The 19,860-nt window shown below is 36.3% G+C and carries 15 protein-coding genes and 1 CRISPR repeat array; of the genes, 6 read left to right on the top strand and 9 right to left on the bottom strand.

Translation table 11 applies throughout. From position 1 onward, the window contains the following. Window positions 1-24: 24 nt before the first annotated feature. The 6 genes from AAIB49_RS15005 to AAIB49_RS14980 form a co-directional block, all read right to left on the bottom strand. Complete coding sequence (locus AAIB49_RS15005; protein WP_343458500.1) at window positions 25-936, bottom strand: DMT family transporter; 912 nt, start codon at window positions 934-936, stop codon at window positions 25-27. Window positions 937-1,438: 502 nt separating this feature from the next. Then, window positions 1,439-2,392: a hypothetical protein gene (locus tag AAIB49_RS15000; protein WP_343458499.1), complete on the bottom strand. Its 954-nt coding sequence runs from the start codon at window positions 2,390-2,392 to the stop codon at window positions 1,439-1,441. A gap of 318 nt (window positions 2,393-2,710) precedes the next feature. Further along, a CRISPR array of direct repeats spans window positions 2,711-3,670; the repeat unit is 36 nt; unit sequence GTCATAGCTCCATCAAAGCCATTGCTGTGCTATGAT. Between the two features lie 206 nt (window positions 3,671-3,876). Beyond that, a complete protein-coding gene (cas2, locus tag AAIB49_RS14995; protein ID WP_343458498.1) occupies window positions 3,877-4,185 on the bottom strand; it encodes a CRISPR-associated endonuclease Cas2 in 309 nt (102 codons plus the stop codon). Between the two features lie 10 nt (window positions 4,186-4,195). Further along, window positions 4,196-5,092 (bottom strand): type II CRISPR-associated endonuclease Cas1, encoded by an 897-nt coding sequence (gene cas1 / locus AAIB49_RS14990; RefSeq protein ID WP_343458497.1) that lies wholly within the window; start codon window positions 5,090-5,092, stop codon window positions 4,196-4,198. Window positions 5,093-5,187: 95 nt separating this feature from the next. Beyond that, window positions 5,188-8,412, bottom strand: coding sequence for a type II CRISPR RNA-guided endonuclease Cas9 (gene cas9, locus AAIB49_RS14985; protein ID WP_343458496.1), 3,225 nt, complete (start codon window positions 8,410-8,412; stop codon window positions 5,188-5,190). Between the two features lie 1,275 nt (window positions 8,413-9,687). After that, a complete protein-coding gene (locus tag AAIB49_RS14980) occupies window positions 9,688-10,776 on the bottom strand; it encodes an NAD(P)-dependent alcohol dehydrogenase (RefSeq protein ID WP_343458509.1) in 1,089 nt (362 codons plus the stop codon). Between the two features lie 962 nt (window positions 10,777-11,738). Here AAIB49_RS14980 and AAIB49_RS14975 point away from each other — a divergent pair. From AAIB49_RS14975 to AAIB49_RS14960, 4 genes are all read left to right on the top strand, one after another. Further along, on the top strand, window positions 11,739-13,004 hold the full coding sequence (locus AAIB49_RS14975; protein WP_343458495.1) for a metal-dependent hydrolase family protein: 1,266 nt from the start codon (window positions 11,739-11,741) through the stop codon (window positions 13,002-13,004). Between the two features lie 141 nt (window positions 13,005-13,145). After that, window positions 13,146-14,315, top strand: coding sequence for a hypothetical protein (locus tag AAIB49_RS14970; RefSeq protein WP_343458494.1), 1,170 nt, complete (start codon window positions 13,146-13,148; stop codon window positions 14,313-14,315). Window positions 14,316-14,536: 221 nt separating this feature from the next. Next, a complete protein-coding gene (yidA, locus tag AAIB49_RS14965) occupies window positions 14,537-15,367 on the top strand; it encodes a sugar-phosphatase (protein WP_343458493.1) in 831 nt (276 codons plus the stop codon). A gap of 430 nt (window positions 15,368-15,797) precedes the next feature. Beyond that, entirely contained in the window at window positions 15,798-16,568 is a 771-nt protein-coding gene (locus AAIB49_RS14960) for a hypothetical protein (RefSeq protein ID WP_343458492.1), read from the top strand. A 164-nt stretch (window positions 16,569-16,732) separates the two neighbouring features. Here AAIB49_RS14960 and AAIB49_RS14955 read toward each other — a convergent pair whose 3' ends face one another. The 3 genes from AAIB49_RS14955 to AAIB49_RS14945 all read right to left on the bottom strand — a co-directional run bounded on the left by AAIB49_RS14955 (window position 16,733) and on the right by AAIB49_RS14945 (window position 18,029). Next, complete coding sequence (locus AAIB49_RS14955; RefSeq protein WP_343458491.1) at window positions 16,733-17,182, bottom strand: hypothetical protein; 450 nt, start codon at window positions 17,180-17,182, stop codon at window positions 16,733-16,735. Between the two features lie 129 nt (window positions 17,183-17,311). Beyond that, window positions 17,312-17,767: a hypothetical protein gene (locus AAIB49_RS14950; RefSeq protein ID WP_343458490.1), complete on the bottom strand. Its 456-nt coding sequence runs from the start codon at window positions 17,765-17,767 to the stop codon at window positions 17,312-17,314. Window positions 17,768-17,858: 91 nt separating this feature from the next. After that, window positions 17,859-18,029 (bottom strand): YvrJ family protein, encoded by a 171-nt coding sequence (locus tag AAIB49_RS14945; RefSeq protein WP_343458489.1) that lies wholly within the window; start codon window positions 18,027-18,029, stop codon window positions 17,859-17,861. Window positions 18,030-18,231: 202 nt separating this feature from the next. Here AAIB49_RS14945 and AAIB49_RS14940 point away from each other — a divergent pair, with 202 nt between their 5' ends. Both AAIB49_RS14940 and AAIB49_RS14935 read left to right on the top strand, forming a co-directional pair. Next, complete coding sequence (locus AAIB49_RS14940) at window positions 18,232-18,810, top strand: sigma-70 family RNA polymerase sigma factor (RefSeq protein ID WP_343458488.1); 579 nt, start codon at window positions 18,232-18,234, stop codon at window positions 18,808-18,810. Between the two features lie 26 nt (window positions 18,811-18,836). Then, window positions 18,837-19,031, top strand: coding sequence for a helix-turn-helix domain-containing protein (locus AAIB49_RS14935; RefSeq protein ID WP_339213379.1), 195 nt, complete (start codon window positions 18,837-18,839; stop codon window positions 19,029-19,031). The last annotated feature ends 829 nt before the right edge of the window (window positions 19,032-19,860 follow it).

Here is a 19,860-nt window from a genome sequence, read left to right as displayed (position 1 = left end):
TGTGATGTGCATTGTATTCCCGGGTTAACTCGCCTTCCTTCTATCCCTGTATCTCCTATACATACTCTCACTAGCTCCGGTACCGAAAACAATCCCAACGATAATAAAGATAAATCCAATTACATGAAACAGATGTATCACTTCACCCAAAAAGATAGCTGCACCAATTAACGCAAATAAGGTGTTTAAATTGAGAAAAATGGCTGACTCTGCAGGTCCTACCTTCTTTATCGCATAGTTATATGTCATATGACCGAATGCCGTAGCAAAGATAGCACTAAAGATAAAGATAGAAGCCATTTTCCAATCTACTAAACTCGCTAATTCGGTAAAGTCCTTCTTTAATATAAAACTATACAAGATAATACAAACAGAACCAACCATCATCATATAACCAGTAAGTAGTCTTGGATCAAATGATGGCTTTAATTTACTGATAAACACAAAACTCAAGCCTTGGACAACGATACCTAAAAACACAAGCAAATCCCCTATAGAGATAGCTGCAAATCCATCTTCCCCTACTAATGTCGTAATCGCCACACCTACAAATCCAAGGATAAACCCAAATACTCTCCACCGTGATACAAATTGTTTTAATAGTATGCCTGAAATAATCATCGTAATTAATGGAGCCATCCCGATAATCAAACTACCATTGACAGCAGACGTAATTTCTAAGCCAACCGCAATAAATATATGATGGAGCACAACATTAAAAACGGATATGGATAAAATAATCTTCCATTCATTTTTATACGGGAGACGAAAAATCCCTAATCCATAACATCCAATTAATACCGCAACTCCTGCAACTAAAATTCTAAATCCAGTGATTACTATCGGATCAAAGCTAATGACTAACATTTTTAACGCAGAGACATTTAAACCCCACATGAACATAACTACTAGTAAAATGATATAAAGCTTTTTCAAGATGTCCTCTCCCATCTGACTGTCTTCCATTTAGAACCTTACTTCCACAACTTTAGAAACGTTTCCTATCTGCCATCTCCCTAAATAAACTTATTCCTCTCATACAATTTATCACTATTTATTCGACTATTTTGCGTAAAATCCCTTTAATTTCGTTTCAAAATATTCGCCGTTATACTAATGCAGCGAATACAAATAGCTTTTAGTTAACTATAAACAAAGTCCTCCCACATTCTTTAATTGTCTCGATAAAAATTCTTTTTAGAATCCAATAAGGAAGACACTTACTCTATTAACTGGATTGAGCCTTTTTATCGATTATCCCCATTAATTTTCTGATTTGCCAACCCTCATTTAAATTTATTACTACATGAAAAACCGACTACTATAAATCCGGTTTCACACCGTTTTATACTAGCCGATTAGTCGTTCCCTTCATCACATACATACCGCGACATCTAACATGCTGCCATAGTTTATCTCTTTCGGAATAATCGTCTTATTAATCATTTACCTCAAATGTATCAATAATCAAATACCCTCTCTCCAAAGCAGGCTGGAAGTAGTGCATATACCGTTGTTGAAACTTCTCTAGGTAGTCCTTCTCTTTTTGAAGCTTCTCCTTATCGCAGTTTACTAGAATGAGAATTAACTTTGCTCTTACATGATTCCTTCCAGTATAGAGGTTAATATCATTAAGCATGTTTTGAATTCGGTCCACATTTGCCATGCTAAATGGTGAATACATCATCTTAAAGAAGTAATGTGTTCCGTCTACATGTAGAAAGGCATTGTAAATTCTCCGCTTCTCAATGGTATATTGATCTGGAAAATCAATTCTTACATGATAAGCGATATCTTCTAGCGGAAGTCCTAGGTTGTGAGCAACCTGTTTCAGAGCTTGTCGTTCGATGTTTTCCTCTAAATCCATACTCGTTCCTTTAATTAGCTTACTATGCTCCTGTTTAAATGTAGGAATGGCTTCATTTTCTTTTTCTTCTGGGGTATTAGTAGGGGATTCCTTACTAGAGTACGACATGACTTCATCGTCATTTTCTTTTTCCTTTTCCGAAGCAGGGACAACATTTGCTGCCGTGTTTATCGTAACCGTTTGGTTGCTCAGTTGGTTGGATATCTGATTCATTGAATTTATCATAAATGTAAGCATTTCTTGTTTGAAATGACTATATTCTACACTTAGTCTGTTATTGACTTCTGTTAATTCCTCCTGTTTTTCCTCCACCCGCTTCATTTTCTTCTCCACAGAGAATATCCTTCCCAAGCTCAACTTATCGAAGGAAAAACTAAGACCAATGATTGCGATGAGCATGATTAAAGCAACATGCTCAGGGGATAGAACAATATTCTTATATAACGACCAGATGATGATGGAACTGATGAAGATGAGGATTAGGATAATGATAAGGTGGTGGAAACTGATTTTTGCTTTTTTCATAATTCCCCTCCTGGTGTTGCGAGTTTTAAATTTGTATTTAGTCCCATCATATGGTTGAGTTTGGTTAATGATTACTTGGGAAGGTGTTAGGTGGATTTAGAATGGGGTTTAAGTAGTTTGATATTCTTTAACGTGTAAAGAATCTATTTTTCAAGAACAATCACGGTTCAAGTTAGATGATAATATTTAATTTTTTGAAATGTTTTGCTGTTGTGCTAATATGAAAGTAAAATCCTCAGCTGTTGTTTTTTTCGTCATAGTCTTTTAAAGTCATTGCTGTGCTATGATAAATAGAAGAGTACGTACAAAGTGCAATGGGTCATAGCTCCATCAAAGCCATTGCTGTGCTATGATTCTTTCATAAATGTATTATCGAATGAAGTGGTCATAGCTCCATCAAAACCATTGCTGTGCTATGATATAACTTCTTTTTCCTTGATGAAGCTCTCAGTCATAGCTCCATCAAAGCCATTGCTGTGCTATGATTTGCCATCTATCATTTTCAACCCATAGAGAGTCATAGCTCCATCAAAGCCATTGCTGTGCTATGATATATTGTTAAATTGCGTGACAATAATGTACGTCATAGCTCCATCAAAGCCATTGCTGTGCTATGATAATATCAGTATCATTAATGATTCCTAATGGGTCATAGCTCCATCAAAGCCATTGCTGTGCTATGATGTGTAAAGTTAGAATTAGTCTCTCGTTACGGTCATAGCTCCATCAAAGCCATTGCTGTGCTATGATGCTGGCCCAAAACAAAAGTAGGAAGCTACCGTCATAGCTCCATCAAAGCCATTGCTGTGCTATGATCCAAAATCATATTGATGATACTAAAATTAGGTCATAGCTCCATCAAAGCCATTGCTGTGCTATGATCCAAAGGAGCGAAATACATGGAAGAAATTAGTCATAGCTCCATCAAAGCCATTGCTGTGCTATGATAAATGACCAAAAGCATATGTATAAACTTTTGTCATAGCTCCATCAAAGCCATTGCTGTGCTATGATTTGCGACAAATTATCTCCCCCTAATATTTCGTCATAGCTCCATCAAAGCCATTGCTGTGCTATGATAGGTTCTGCGCCTTTGTGATACCAAAATACGTCATAGCTCCATCAAAGCCATTGCTGTGCTATGATACGGAGTAACACCAGATGAGGACACGATAGGTCATAGCTCCATCAAAGCCATTGCTGTGCTATGATTATCAGGAACATAGTAAGTACCAGCAGACTGTCATAGCTCCATCAAAGCCATTGCTGTGCTATGATACGTAACAAAGAAGCCTGCAGGAATCGTACATTGGAGGCTTCTTTGTATTTATTTTTTCAATTTCTACGCTATATTTTTTCATGGTATCTGTCCCTTTTTTCAAAAACTAACGTGATGTATCCTCTATATATAGGATGTCCCTCTTCATCGAATTTTATACATCAAATTATAGAGTATACCCAATCTCGATTATAATAATTCATCATTAAAATAAAGTGAGCTGGTTAATTGTTACCTTTTCTTCATTAGCAGTTTTTTCTCCTAAAAGTAATCGCATTCTTTCATATTGTTTTTCCGTTACAGGTAACACTCGAATCGATCCTTCAGGTGGCAAATTTCTTTTTACCTTTTCAAGTTGTCTTTCCATAGATTCGTGTCCATTTACCAATCTACAGTAAACCGATAACTGCATCATATCGAATCCTTCATTTAATAAAAAATTCCTAAATCGTAAATAGTCTCTTTTATGCTTTTTGGTTTTTGTAGGTAAATCAAAAAATAAAAGAATCCGCATAAAACCACCCCTATTCATATTGATGCACCCTTAACGGAAGTAGATTAGGCAATTTTAAAAGAGTATAATCCTGATTCCTGCAACAGGATATAAAACTTTTCACCATTTCATCAATCGCCGTTGTAACCGAATACTTTTCATTAGATATCATTATCGATGTATTTGCTAGATTTACTAAATCAGCACGTATTTCAACACTCCACTGCTCGGTATCTTCTTGTGCAGCAACATAACAATCTACAACTGGTCGAAGGATTTCCATAAAATCATCTGCTAGATTAAAAGCATTTAATTGGTTATCATGATACAGACCTAAACATGGATTTAATCCATAATTTACGAGTGACCTTGCCACTAATCCTCTCATTATAGAATATCCATAATTCAATAAACGATTGATTGGGTCTTCCGATCTTCTAATAAAATTAGAATCAAACAATCTACTAAAATATAGTTTGGCTGCTATTGCTTCTCTATTAGAAGCATCTCCTGACTCAACCGTTTTTGATATTCTCCTCAATTCCTCCACTCCTTCTTTCTCGTGGAGTTCTAAGCATTTTGCTTGATTTATTATTTTCTGTTTAATAATTTGTTGCCATATCCGTTTTTTGAAAGGCTTAGACAATGATAATTGTGTTTCTAGAACCATTAGCTGTCTAGAATGTTGATTATATCCAGTCCATACGCCATTAGGAAGCTTCTTTCGATTACAAGTGTATATACTGACTTTATGTTCTGCACATGCACTTAATACGTTCGCAGTAATTGTTACAGCAGGTGCTTCAATCATAATGGAGGCAAGATCATGTAAAGGAATCGTAAACGTTTCCTCTTGTTCAATAACAAGTTGAGAATGTTTTACCGATAACCGCGCATTATTCGTAATCATAATATGTCTCCAGCTCACTTTTTCACTCTCCTTTCGTAATTTTTTCTATCAACTAGTATTCTCAAAAATCTAAAAAAGAATACAGCAGATAGAAATTTCTACCTGCTGTATTCTTAAACAGTTTGTTTTTCCTTTTTAGTATTAAATGGTTGACGAGATTCTTTTCTTACGATGGATATATCTCCTAAAATACCAATTTGATATTTATCTAGCTTATCAATAGTTTTGAGTGAATATCTTCTATCACCTGGTTTATGTGGCTCATTTGGTTCTTTAAAAATAATACGATCCGAATCAATATCAATAGAATTAAAATAAAGGAAACGATCTATATCATCTTTTCTCATACGAACTAAATCATATGGATAAAGGCTAAATTGAAATTCAAACGTATCATCTAGCTCTTTCCAGAGTGCATAGCCTTTTCCACCTGTAACAACTTTCCGTGGTAATTCGGAATGCGCGGTATCCATTACATAAATAGGAACCATATGGTATTTATTATCCTTTAGAAATAAATCAATTCGAACCAAGTCGCCGTTTTGAGCAACACCACAATTTACCTGTCGCATATGTGACCCTTTATTCACTTCAACCTTGACCCGTCGTATCGGGTTACCATTCCCATTTTTACTAGGCTTATAAAGTGGCTCTTCAAATGCTTTGTTTGCATCGCCATTGTATGATAAATAACGATCTTTAATTGCATTGTATGTTGCAAGGTCAGAATCCTTATTGATCATCTTAAAATCCCCATTTTTATCAAACTTGATTTCTTTCAGAGGGACTCTTTTAACAATAATCGTCTTCCCTGACTTTTTATCGATTCCACCATCTATCATAATGGTTTCTTTGTGAGCCGCTCCTGTAACGGAATGTTTAGGCATTCTTGAAACCAAAATATATCGAGGTAATCGCTGGCCATTTTCTAATGCACCGTGTATTTCCTCCGGATTGGGTAGCTCTGCTAAACGAGAAAGAACATCATCTCTGAATCCATCCCATGGCTCAGGGAATGTTGTTTTTTTCGTATTGGACCTTTCTTTAGCTTTGTGGTAATTAGCAACTCGCTGAACCATTCCTGAATCTGTGCATCCAACAACAATAGCATCCATTGCATGATGTAGATATGTATCATCTCGATGTTTAGCCAGTCCCCAACGACTTCGTAAATGCGACGTAACACCGCCACTCACTGTCACCACAGATTTCTTTAAACCTTGATTCTTCATAATTAATTTCTTTTCTACATAGTTTTTAAAAAAACGACTAATAAAACGTGTATCATTCAAATGACGCTCTTTGACCAATTCCTTTTCATGTGAAGAGAATTCTCTCTTTAATAAATACTGTTTTTTTCTTTTTGAAAAATTCGTATTGTTAACATATTCTTCAAAAGCTTTCCACCGTTTCGTATCGTGTCCAAAATAACCAAATGGGATGTGATCACCCTTTTTACGGTTTTCATCACTATAAACAAGTACTTTATTTTGATAATTATCCATAAAGCTCTGACTATATGGAAGAATATGGTCTACATCCAGAGTCGGGGCACTATTTCGCTCTTTACTTAACTCTCTAAAGAACGTTTCAGCCGGTATAGGTTTTAGTGAATAAGCACATTTTTGATTCTGTTCCACCCATAATTTGTACCGAACAATGTCATATCCTTTTGGTTGTAAAATACCATTTTCCTGTAAAACTTTAATAGCCCCATAATTTCTTTCAAAATTCTCTTTTTGCTCATTGTTTATTTTTCTTCGTTCTTCAAAGTTTTTGGATAAGTCCCTGGCCAACTCAATATGGACTGAAACAGGCTGTCCGTAACGCTTTATAATAGCATTCACTACTTTACGAGACTGGGTTAGTGCTCGTTTCACCACAGGATTGGTTATATCATTAGGAATCGGAGGTAATAACGCCTGACGCTTCTCATTAGATAATCCCGTGGTATCGTATCCAAATTCATCTGCTGCTTTTTTAAAAGGTACTCCCTTTTCCATATAAGGTAATAGATTCTTAATCGCTTTAAATGAAAGATGACCAAATTTAGAATAAGTTAAAGAAAGAAGTTTACCAATTAAATCTTCACTATACACGCGATTTGCTAGATTATTAGGGTTTTGTAAATATTTTTGAATATCTTGGTCCGTTTTGTAAACCGTTAAAGCAAACCCTATGGCATCATAATCTTCCTTCCTATACTCTTCATCCGATTCGGCTGAATGAATATCCAATACACGTTTTATCTCATAATAGGAATCTAGATTTACAAATGGTAAACTTTCATTCTTACTAAGCTTTTCCTCTGGATCATAGGTTAACTCATTAAATGTTAACTCTTCATCAAGCTTTAACCACTTTCGAATATCGGAGTATTTAACTTTTGGTGGTGTTTTACGATTAGCAATATCACTGCGATCAAATAATTTACGAATAACTGTGTCACGTTGCTCTGGAGTAAGAGGCTGAACATCAGGGCCAATCCTAATCCGATTGATTTTATCCAATGCCATATAATATTGAAAGGTGTAGGTTGCTTTAGGAATACGTTTTTCTTTAACTTCCAAGGAGCAACAACCAACTCTATTTAGGATGGAATTCCCCGATGCAAAAGGTAATTGATGATTCCATACTTTTAAATAAGCCTCTTGAAATTCCACTTGAGCATATGGTGAGTGAAACTCGCGTTGCTTCTCAAATAAGGTAATGATTTCCTGTTCCAAATCTAGTCGACTAACATTAAAAATATACTCATCATTCGAGTTACGCTTTTTATCATATTGGCTAAACTTAGGATCTTTCATCCACATTTCCCCTACCGTCCGATAGTTAGATAATAGATCCTTGTTTTCTTTTACACTGGAGATGACTTGGCCAGTTTCTGTTTCTCGCTCTTCTGATTTGCGATTTGACTTAAATCCCCGCCTCTGTGCTAGATGAATTAGTAATCTCGCCCATTCTTCTCGATTTAATAACCGTTCCAGGCCATCTAAACGTATATTCCAAATATCTATCGAGCCTTCCTTTAGTGGATATAGCTGTTGTAATTCTAATTCATTTAATACATCAAATTGAATGAGAAGTTTACGTATTTCTCTTTTCCTGTCACTATGTCTACGTAATCTCCTTCTTGCCGACCTCGCTAGACGACGTGGTTCAGCCAATGAAGCCCCTGTTTTAGGTATTTCTGCCTTATCAAACATGCGAACTCCTGCGTCCAGGATACCTACTGGTTTATATGTACCCGTTTCACTTCTATCCAGTTCAATAACACTCCACCCAACAGAGTTTGTTCCAATATCAAGACCGATACGATAATCCAACTCTTTACTCATAGACATCCTCCTTTTTACTATTTTTCCCATTAATAACTATTTTAATCTTATCATCTAATAGAATATTATAAAAATAATGTTTACTTTTCTCGAATTATATCCTGATAGTAAAACAGACCCTAGCTACAATTAGCTAAGGTCTGTGTTCGTTTCATTATGAGTGGGGAGACACTCGTCTAAGACGAGCAGGCGATCCCCAACGCCACGAGCTACATGAACTGTAGCCTTATCATAGAAACATCAAAGCCATTGCTGTACCATGATAATATTATCCTAGCATTCGACCTATTAAATGTCAAGATAATTCAATAAACTTGATGGGACTATGACAGAAATGGTAAATGATTATTAGACATTGTATTTTAGGAGTGTCAATAAATATCATTTTAAATTTATATCTACTTATTCTCCTAAGATATATTAGGGGGTTTATTTTTTTATAAAATAGCAATTAAGGTGATACATAGGTTTGTATTTTAATTCATACATTATGCGCTTGTCACTGAGCCTCGGTGGTCATGAGATAAGGCAATGCGGCAAACGTACAGCTTGCCTAGCAAAGAAGCCTATCACGACCACCTCTCCGTGTAAAGCTGTGGTTATTTATATACTGCATACCCCGCCCTTAATTGTCAAAAGCTACATTTATTAAATGCCACCACCTAAGAACAACTAAATTTTAATTGAATGTGAAATAGACAGTATATGCCAATAATAATGTTAATTTCTCTTTTGTAGGTCTTTTTTTCATTTATTAAATATTTCAAAATTCATCACCCCTTATAGGTTATTTAAAAAGCCATTTTATCCTCCTTTCTTTTATTAATCTTATTTCTCCTTTTAATTTATTATGCCTTAATTATTCTTATGAATATAATATCGATATTTAAAATACTCATATATTAAACGAACAATGTCATAGTGAGTTATAGGTTATTTAAGTCATAGCTCCACCAAAGCCATTGCTGCCTCCCAGAAAGTAATACTAGCACTTCCTGTCGATTTATTACCATACTCAAAGCTACACGCGAAAAAAGCATGGGAATCCGCCCATGCTTTTCTTCAATATCGTATGCAATTGGTTATTCTACGACTATCTAAACAATTGTTACAAACTGACTAGATAATCTTTAACAATTAGTTAAGAAATATACTAAATGATACCCTAATTTACCATTAATAAGCTACCAAAAGAAATTGGCTGGTATGATTTCGGCCTAATACCGACTTCATAGCAGCCAATACTACTTACTAGTAGTTCAACTTAGAATAGCCTTACATAGTCAAGATTGGTTTAATAGTAATTCCTTTACCTGAATCAGCAAAAGCCTCATTAATTTCTTCTAAGTCGTAGAATTTCACTAATTTATCAAATGGGAATTGGCCTTTTTTATAATACTCGATAAGTTGTGGAATGAATAATTGTGGGATAGCATCTCCTTCAACTACCGCTACAATTGATCTTCCTTCATTCAATAAGTCTTGTTGTACGTTTAATGTTACATCTCCAGTTGCACCGACAACAGCCACTGTACCTAGGCTACGAAGTGATTGAACAGATTGCACAACTACTGGTGAAACGCCAGTCGTTTCAACTGCATAATGAGTTCCGCCATCTGTGATTTTTCTAATCTCTTCTACTGTATCTACTTTAGATCCGTTGATGACATGTGTTGCGCCTAGTTCTTTCGCAAGTTCTAAACGATTTTCATGTACATCTACAGCAATGATTTTAGAGCAGCCTCTAATTTTAGCAGCCATTACAGCACTTAAGCCTACAGCTCCACATCCAAATACAGCAATTGATGATCCGAATTCTGGTTGTAATTTATTAATAACAGTACCTGCTCCGGTTTGGATTCCACATCCTAATGGTCCAAGAAGTCTAAGATCAACTTCTTTATCCACTTTTACTACGTTTCTTTCATTAGAAACAGCATACGTACCAAATGAAGACTGACCAAAGAAAGTAGAAACCTCTTGATCTCCTTGAGAGATACGATGCGTACCATCTTGCATTTTACCACCGAAGTTGAACTCTGTTAAATAGATACAAGAAGCAGGATGGCCAGTTAAACAATTCTCACAATGTCCACAAGATGAGAAAGATAAAACAACATGGTCACCTGGCTCAACGGTTGTAACACTAGAGCCAACCTTTTCAACAATACCAGAACCTTCATGCCCTAGTACCGCTGGAAGTTGCACCGGAATTACTTGATCACGCGCAACAGCATCTGTATGACATACACCAGCTGCAACAACTTTAACTAGAACTTCATTTGCCTTTGGTTCAGCAAGCTCAACATTTTCAATTTTGAACTCTTGTCCTTTTTCATGAACAACTGCACCTTTAATTTGTATCTTACATCTACCTCCTATTTATGTAGTTCATAATAATTATAAGTAATAAAATATCAAAGGTAATAATAAACGACTTTTGTTAATTTTCGTCGAAACCGCTACCACATAGGCGCTATAGCCGTTGAACCATGCAAAAAAATTATTATTTTCCTCGCTAAATTTCCCCCAACCAGTAGCTCCTATGCAAGGAAATTTTATCCTACTAAAGTTCTAATTTTAGGATGGTTCCTGTACGCTGATCTACTCCTTTAAGTGATTTTTGCTGCTTGAATACTTCCCCCTAATCAACCCTAGTAAATCCAACTTAAGCTTCAAAAACGCCAGGCTACTTTTCTCTGGATTTCCTCGGACTTGGCCGTTCCACTTTTCTGTTTTGCTTTAAACGACTGGGATTTCGCGCGGGATTGGCTGAATTTCGCGCGAGGCTGACTGCTTTTCGCGCGGGAATGGCTGTTTTTCGCGCGACCTCGTATGAATTTCGCGCGACACTGTTGTACTCGCGCGATTTCTGGACATGTTCGCGCGATTTTCCTTTACTCTCGCGCGAATACCGAACGTTCTCGCGCGATTTTTCCATAATCCCGCGCGAAAATATAGAAGTTCCTAAACTAACAAGGCCAGGAGCTAAATCCGGCATCCTCTCCTATCCCCAACTCCTATTGAAACAAGCACCCCTCCCTTTCCCCTTTATAGGTATTTAGCCCTATTTTTTCATGTTGATAAAACCTTGATTATTTCGATAACCAACGTAATGGTTGCGTTTTCTTCTAATTTTTATAATTAACGCATATAAAAGAATTTTTAGAAAATATCTAGTCAAAGGATTTTTTATGTGGTAGAATCCTTTACAATCAAAAATTACTAATTCAACTACACAATTTAGAAGGTGATACATTCCGCAAGATGTAACAGAGTTTCTATTTTGTAATTACAATGAAAACATTTAAAGGAGCGTGCTGGTAATGGCTTATACACTTATCAAAAATGGTACATTAATCGATGGAAATGGCGGACAACCAATAGTGGATGCTTGCGTTTTAGTAAAAGATAATGTGATTCAAGCAGCGGGAAATTTGGCTGACATTCAGGTTCCAAGTGAAAATGTTACAGAGGTTGATGCAAATGGTGGATTTATTTTACCTGGGTTTATCGATACACATGTACATATGATGTTCGAGGTTGGGCCGGTGGAAAAACAGGTAACCACGCCTTTTTCATACCGATTTTACCAGGCTACTCAATTTATGAAACGAACACTTGATGCTGGGATTACAACTGTGCGTGATGCAGGTGGAACGGATGCCGGTGTCAAACAGGCCATTGAGGACGGTATCGTGCCGGGACCACGAATGCAGATTAGTATCACACCACTAACCATCACCGGTGGGCATGGGGACAGTTGGATGCGTTCTGGTGTCGACCTGACCTTACACGGCTATCCGGGAAGCCCAGACGGTTTATGTGATGGTGTTGAAGAAGTCACTAAGAAGGTTCGCGAGGTACTTCGAGCTGGGGCAGATGTTATTAAGGTTCACGCAACTGGTGGTGTACTCAGCCCAACCGATCATCCAGAGTTCACTCAGTATAGTCAGGAAGAGCTTGCGGTAATGGTTCGTGAAGCAGCATACCGGCGTGGCTTAAAAGTAATGGCCCATGCACAAGGCAAAGAAGGAATTAAAAATGCGGTTCTTGCCGGAATACATTCGATCGAACACGGAATTTTCATTGATGATGAGGTGGCAAATCTAATGGTTCACCATGGCACCTATCTCGTGCCAACCCTACTAGCACCTGTGTCGGTGTTAGAGAATGCTGAGGCAAGTGGCTCCATGCCAGAATATGGTGTGCAAAAATGTCGCGAAGTCGTGGAATACCATAAAGAAAGCATCGCACTCGCCTATCAAGCCGGTGTTAAAATTGCCATGGGAACAGATGCAGGGGTGATGGCTCATGGTACCAACCTTCGTGAACTAGGTCTGATGTGTGAGATAGGAATGTCCCCTATGGAATCCATTGTTGCGACAACTAAGACAGCGGCAGAATGCATGGGCTGGGAGGACAAAATTGGTACAGTAGAAGCTGGTAAACTAGCTGACATCGTTATTACGAGCACCGATCCATTAACCGATATCCGCTCACTAGAGAATAACGACAATATTGTTGCTGTTTTTAAAGATGGCGAATTAGTAAAAAATAAGCTAAATAAAGTACCCGCACCAAGTAACTAACTAAATAGGAGAATCCCTCAAAACAGGGCTTCTCCTCCCAATCCATTGTTTAGTCGCGTGAAATGTACTGCGGCAATGGCTATGTTATATATTTTAATGTTTGAAAATTCAAATTAAATACTCTTTAAGGGGATGACCATCATGAATGAACCTGTCGTTGCGACAATGCTAATTTTACTTTTATTAGGTGTAGGTGAATTTTTATCGATTAAGTCTAGAGCACGTATTCCAATGCTTCTAGTAGTCATGTTGGGATACTTAGTACTTCTGTGGACAGGCATTTTTCCAAAGGATCTAATTGATTCATCCGCATTAACTGCATTTGGCGGACTCATGATTGCACCACTAATTGTACATATGGGAACGATGGTACCCTTCAAACTTCTGAAGGCGCAAATTAAAGCTGTGTTTATCGCATTATTCGGGATTATTGTTGCAGCAGGCTTCGTGTTGCTCCTTGTCCCAATGCTCTTTGACTACGCCTCAGCAGTTGCTGGAATTGGTCCGCTTACAGGAGGAACGATTGCCTTTATTTTAACAACAGACAGGCTTCAGGAACTAGGGTTGGTTAGCTTAATTACCATACCTGCATTAGTGATTGCCATTCAAGGATTAGTCGGCATGCCACTAGCGACACACTATCTACGGCGACATGCTTATCACATTAAAAGGGAATTATCCTCCAATAGCAATAGCGAAATAGCAGCGACAAGTGCTAGCTCTATCAAGGAAAAGACAAGAAAAACATGGATACCGGAAAAATACCAAACCAATGTCATCCTTCTCTTACAGCTATTTATAGGTGGAGCTTTAGCTATTTTCTTAGGAAATCTTACTGGAATAAGCTATAGTCTCTGGGCACTTATTGTTGGAGTCGTTGGTGCACTATTAGGATTTTATAATGATAAAATGATGGATCGTTCCAATTCATTCGGAATCGCCATGGTTGGCCTGATTATTTATTCCTTAGGAGCAATGAATGACATTACACCGAGTATGTTTGTTGGCTACATCCCAGTTGTACTCACGATTATGGTAGTCGGGATTCTTGGTATTATTGCTGGAGGAATTATTGCCTCCAAACTAATGAAATGGGATTTGAATAAAGGGGTACCTGTTGCTTTAACAGCTCTATTTGGATTCCCAGGCGATTATATTATCTGTGAGGAGGTCAGCCGCAGTGTCGCTGATAATGAGAAAGAGAGACAAGCAATTTTCAATGAAATCCTTACCCCCATGCTCGTCGGCGGCTTCACCACTGTCACCACAGCTTCTATTGTAATCGCTAGTATTCTAGTTCAGACATTGTGAGAAAGGAAGGGGCGTTTTTTATGGTAGCGTCCCTTCCTTATTTATTCTGAACCCCAATCCGTCAAGCCGTGTTTACTGGTTTCTCCCACTTATACGCCATTCAATCTTCTAAAATACCCCCTCCCCCGTAACTCATGAAATAAAATCACTAAGACCAAACACATGCTAAACATCCTATATTATTTTATAATAGAGTTATCAGTTAAAGAATGGAGATTATTATGTACAAATTAATTGCAATTGATATGGATGGTACACTTTTAAATGACCATCATGAAGTACCTGAAAATGTAAAAGCTGCCTTACACCAAGCGAAAAAACAAGGAATCAAGGTAGTCCTCTGTTCCGGGCGCCCTATTGGTGGGATGCGGAGCTATATTAAGCAACTAAGCTTAGATGAAGACGGTGACTATGCCATTGCGTATAATGGTGCATTTGTACAAAACACGTATTCAAACGAAGTGGTAGCAGAATTATCACTGAAACACGATGATTTGCAAAATCTTTACGACCATAGTTTGGAACTGAACACTCCGATGCACTTCTTTGATGTAAATGGACTTTATACACCTAACGCTGATATTAGTGAATATACCGTGCTAGAATCCTATTTAAACAAAATCCCGCTAGGATATCGCCAGGTAAGTGATGTACCAAAGGATATATCCATACCAAAAATCATGTATATTAATAAACCGGAAAAGCTTACCCACACCATTCAAGCCCTTCCGGAGAGCCTAAAGAATCAATATAATATCGTTCAAAGCTCACCATACTTCTTAGAATTTGTCCATCCAAGTGCAAGTAAAGGCAATGCGGTAAGTAAGCTAGCAGAGCTACTTGGTATTAAACAAGAGGAAGTTATGTGTATTGGTGATAATGGAAATGATATTTCCATGATTGAATATGCAGGGTGTGGCGTGGCAATGGGGAACGCGATACCAGAGGTAAAAGCAGTAGCTGATTTTGAAACACTTAGTAATAATGAAGGCGGCGTAGCATATGCCATTGAAAAAGTGGCGCTTAAAGATTTAAGCGAAAGCCTCACATAATTGGTTGGGTAGGATGGATTAAATGCATCTGCCCTTTAATGGCCAATCAGAAAAGGAGTTATTTCTGGTTGGCTTTTTTTAATTCGTCAACTACTCTTGAATCGTAAAACGGTGGAATGATAGTAGCGGAAAACTCCCACATTAAGCGAACCAAGCCCCCTCACTTAAATCTACCTACCAATCAGTAGTGGAGCTGTTATTGCGAGTATAATCAAATTAAGCATAACAAAAAACAACAGCCAAAGGATTTTCTTTATTGGTTATTGTTTTTTTGGGGTGATGTTCTCACGAATTATTCGCTACTACTACTCTCCCAACACTCAGTACTAGCCTTGGTCTCATTAATACCTAAAGTCACAGAGTACTAAAACACGAACCCGCAGGGTAAGAAAGAGGGTTCATAAAGATAGATAAAGACGGTATCCGGAAAATGACGTATCAAAATAACTTAGGTCACATGTTAACAATGGCTGATGCAAAGACTCTAATTGCATTATTCTCTCTTTGGGAAGAACAAGATTACGGAGAGTGGGTAACATTTACGGAATACCAGATTGTAGATAGACTGGATATGGGAATGGGTGGAAGGCAATACCAACTCGTTCGAAACTCTCTGGATAAGTTACGAAATACTTCAGTCGTTTTTCAGGAAGCGTATGAGATAGAAACAGGAAAACGAGTGAAGACGGAGCGATTTGATTTAATTATAGCGGATGAAGCTACCGTAGAGTTAAATAAAGCCGGTGATGTTAATTCAAAACAGTTTAGGTTCCAGTTCTCCCCTCATATCGAAAAGTCTTTTAATCATGGATATTACACGTTTATCAGCATTGCGGTATTCAATGAATTGGAAATAGAATCAGCGCAAGCGTTATATGTAATAATCTCAGGTATAGCAAGCATGGAAAATGCAAGTAAATACATCAAAGAAGATGGTGTGTATGAAATTCCACTTGAAGAAGTCTATGGTACACTATTTTTAGAAGATAGAAATCCAAAAAATAAAGCAGTTGTCGAAAAGGGCTGCGAGGAGTTAAAGAGTATTGATATAATAAAAGAGTTTTCTTTTATTAAAGAAGGTCGATCCTATACAAAATTGGAAATTGAAACTACGGATTGGTTAAAAGACATTTTAGGTAAAAAAGATTACATTAGAGGTAGTGGTAGAATCAAACAGCTCACATTTAATGATATTAAGTAAATATAATTGTCTTTTAAAATCAGACCGCTGAAAATTTCTAGTTTATCTGTGACTTTTAATGTAGCTCAAAAAAAGGCGGTTATAACATTCAGAGTATGAATGGAAATTTAAAAATAAAAACCCTAGTCCAATTTCAGGAGTAGGGTTTCTTTTTACCATGTATTTTATTTTTCTTCATATAAGGATTTAAGATGATTAAAAATCTCATTATTATCGTCTAAAACTTTGTATATCTTATCCTCTGTTTTTATGTAATCCTCAGCAATTGTATATCTATGGTGAGAACCATAAAAATTAATAATTAAATCGTACTCGTTTCTAGTTTCCTTAAACCTTCCGCCATAATAGATACGGAGTTCATGGTTAAGTAAATTAGAAATCACATCTTTATCCTCAATTTCAACCACATCTTTAGTAGGTCCTTCAATTATTATCGAATCAATTCTTTCAGTATCTATATTTGCAATAGTAAGCTGTTCATCTTTTTGAATTCGTTCTTCTACTACTTCTTTTAACGTAGTTGGTAAAGAGAACGATAAATTAAAATACCACAATATCACAGCAACAATTACCAAAAACCCGATTATTATGTAGAAGATTTTATTTTTACTCAAAATATTACTCCTTTCCGATGGTGGAAATAACCCAGTTTATTATCTTAATATAAATAATATTAAGGCAATAATGAGAAATAAGCAATTGTTTTTTAAAAAAAAGACCCCTTTTTTAGGGGGGGGTCTTTTTTAACTGCTGTAACTAACCCAGCTTCCATTCTTTAACTGAACTCGCAATATTTTATATGCTTGTCCTGGATTAGATCGGACTCCTTCGACCAATTCATGCCTTGTAGTTATTGATGGATATACAATCCATACTTGTTGAACTTCTGCCCGTTGGTGGCCACCCGCTGATATTACGCTCGCTATACGTTCAAATGCATATTGGGCACCTCTAAGGTGAGATGCTGTGGCCCTTTTATTCTGTGAACTGTTGATGCGCCATAACGCTGTAACAACAGTTGCTAATCCCCCAGTTGTAGCTCCAATAAACTTAGAAATAAGGGCTAACCCTATAGCATCTACGACAATTTGAAGTTCAGCCTTACTCTTACCATATTCAAGTGTGTCTGCAAGTTGTTTGTGTAATTTTCCTAAATTTCGTGCTTCGGTTGCTGTCATCATTTTGTTTTTCAGTGCCATAAACAATCTCTCCCTTTAATTTTTTGTTTTGATGTACATCTGTTAATAGAAAGAGAAAGAGAGAGTATAAAAATAAACCCCTTACTGAAAATTATTTTTGCTTAATAGTTAAATTCTTAATTGCCTCAGATAAATTAGTAATTACCTTTTCTAACTCGCCTAATTTTTTTTCAAAACGAACAAATAAATAGATAGTAATTGCTATTGGAAATCCAAAATTTCCAATAATAGATACCCAAATAGGGGCATCAGCAGGTGTCATAAATTCCTCCTCCTTTTTACTGAAAACATATTGACTATATAAAGTGATTGGCGCTTAAAGAAAACAAACCATTATGAAATTAATAGATAATTTCCGCTATAAAATCGATAAAAAACAGAACTAATGTTCCTATTGGTGTATAATTAAGCTAGTTAATCTCTTTATAAAAGGAGGAAAAATATAATAAGGGGGAGGTTATTTGATGAATACAAATTCTAAAATGAAAGAATTTGTAGAAGAAAATAAAACAGTTCTTAACAATCCAATAATCAAAAGTTTCTTGGCAGATGAAGATAATTTTAATCTAGTTCAGGAGGCTGTTGCGAACCCAACACCAGAAAATAAAGAAAGAGTTGATAAGGCATTTAAGGAACATTATCATAAGGTAAAATTGGTAAAATACGTTAGTAAGCTTATTCACTTTTTTAGCATTGACTATGATAGGAAGGTTAATAGAATTAAACAAAAGTATCTCTTAATCCTAGACCAGCCCATTTCATCTGATAATGAAAATGACGTTGTTGCTAAAGATCTCATAACTTCAGAAAATCATTTATCTTTTGATAATGTATTCGGTTCAACTTTAAAAGACCAGATAGAAAATGAAGATTTAATACAAGCTTTGACTACACTCACACAAAAACAACTTCAAATACTTGAACTCCTTTATTTAAATATGATTTCTCTTAAAGAGGTTGCATATCTTCTTAATACCAGTCCGCAGAACATATCAAATCAACATAGAAAAGCACTCAAAAAATTACTCGACCAGTTAGTTTAGTATTTATCTATTAGGAAGGGGATTATATGGAGAATAAAAACAAAGAGATAGAAAAAATAATAAACGACTTTGAATTCAAAATTAAAAAGAGCTTACACAATACTTCATATCAAGAACGTGAAGATCTGGAACAGGAAATAAAAACTAAAATAATAGAGAAAATACATTCCGTTGAGTTTGGGGAAGCGCCTAGTTTCTGGAGACTTATTGATAGTAAGTAAGTGCAAAATATCACTGTATAATAAGCGTATATCATTCATAAAAAAATATTTTTAAAAATATTTTTCCCTTTAATTGTCCGTGCAGGTACAGTAAGAAGGATATATTTTAACAATTGTTATGCGTCCGTACCAGTACAGTATGTTATTAGGTGATTCTCCTTCCAGTACCATATTTTAAAATGTCCGTAGTGGTACAGTAAGGCATAAAAAGAGATCAAATATAAAAGAAGCTAACTGTCCGTACAGAGACAGTAATAAGGAAATAAAAAATCCCTCTCTATCAGTCTTAAAAGCTATAAAAGTCCGTAATAGTACAATAGATCATAATCATGTGAAATAAGGAACCAAAAGTAAATGTCCGTAATAGTACAGCATTAGAGATAAATTCAAATCCATGATATTCCAAGATTAAGTGTCCGTATTGGTACAGTATTTTTTCCAAGAACCGGCAAGGTTGTACTAATTTTAAGTGTCCGTGATAGTACAGTAAAAGAGTGAATTCTGCCACCAATTGTCCGTAGTAGTACAGTATAGCAATCTGTCTATTAATGGTGTAAATTGTTGTTAATTAGATGGTCGTAGGTAGGGGAATGCTATGATTTATGAAGATGTATATAACTTTTTGTTGAAAAAAGCATCGGCTAAAGAAATAGATATAATACTAGAGATGATTAGAAATACGGACTGGAATGGACGATTAAAGTAAACCCGTAATCAAACAACGCATACAAAAATGAAGCACCTCTTGCTAAGATAGAAATATCAATTGAAGGAGGTGCTTTTCTATGCCACATGAAGAACTAATCATCGTGCCCGTAACACTCCATCC

It is taken from the genome of Ornithinibacillus proteolyticus, from assembly GCF_039581225.1.
Classification (GTDB): Bacteria; Bacillota; Bacilli; order Bacillales; family Amphibacillaceae; genus Ornithinibacillus; species Ornithinibacillus massiliensis.
This window is presented reverse-complemented; position numbering and strand designations above follow the sequence as displayed.

What these genes read in the sequence shown, in the direction of transcription:
- AAIB49_RS15000 (WP_343458499.1), bottom strand. Translation starts at nt 2,392, where the DNA reads ATGAAAAAAGCAAAAATCAGTTTCCACCACCTTATCATTATCCTAATC.
- AAIB49_RS14960 (WP_343458492.1), top strand. Translation starts at nt 15,798, where the DNA reads ATGACGTATCAAAATAACTTAGGTCACATGTTAACAATGGCTGATGCA.
- AAIB49_RS14970 (WP_343458494.1), top strand. Translation starts at nt 13,146, where the DNA reads ATGAATGAACCTGTCGTTGCGACAATGCTAATTTTACTTTTATTAGGT.
- AAIB49_RS14975 (WP_343458495.1), top strand. Translation starts at nt 11,739, where the DNA reads ATGGCTTATACACTTATCAAAAATGGTACATTAATCGATGGAAATGGC.
- cas2 (WP_343458498.1), bottom strand. Translation starts at nt 4,185, where the DNA reads ATGCGGATTCTTTTATTTTTTGATTTACCTACAAAAACCAAAAAGCAT.
- AAIB49_RS14940 (WP_343458488.1), top strand. Translation starts at nt 18,232, where the DNA reads ATGAATACAAATTCTAAAATGAAAGAATTTGTAGAAGAAAATAAAACA.
- cas9 (WP_343458496.1), bottom strand. Translation starts at nt 8,412, where the DNA reads ATGAGTAAAGAGTTGGATTATCGTATCGGTCTTGATATTGGAACAAAC.
- AAIB49_RS14950 (WP_343458490.1), bottom strand. Translation starts at nt 17,767, where the DNA reads ATGGCACTGAAAAACAAAATGATGACAGCAACCGAAGCACGAAATTTA.
- AAIB49_RS14945 (WP_343458489.1), bottom strand. Translation starts at nt 18,029, where the DNA reads ATGACACCTGCTGATGCCCCTATTTGGGTATCTATTATTGGAAATTTT.
- AAIB49_RS14935 (WP_339213379.1), top strand. Translation starts at nt 18,837, where the DNA reads ATGGAGAATAAAAACAAAGAGATAGAAAAAATAATAAACGACTTTGAA.
- yidA (WP_343458493.1), top strand. Translation starts at nt 14,537, where the DNA reads ATGTACAAATTAATTGCAATTGATATGGATGGTACACTTTTAAATGAC.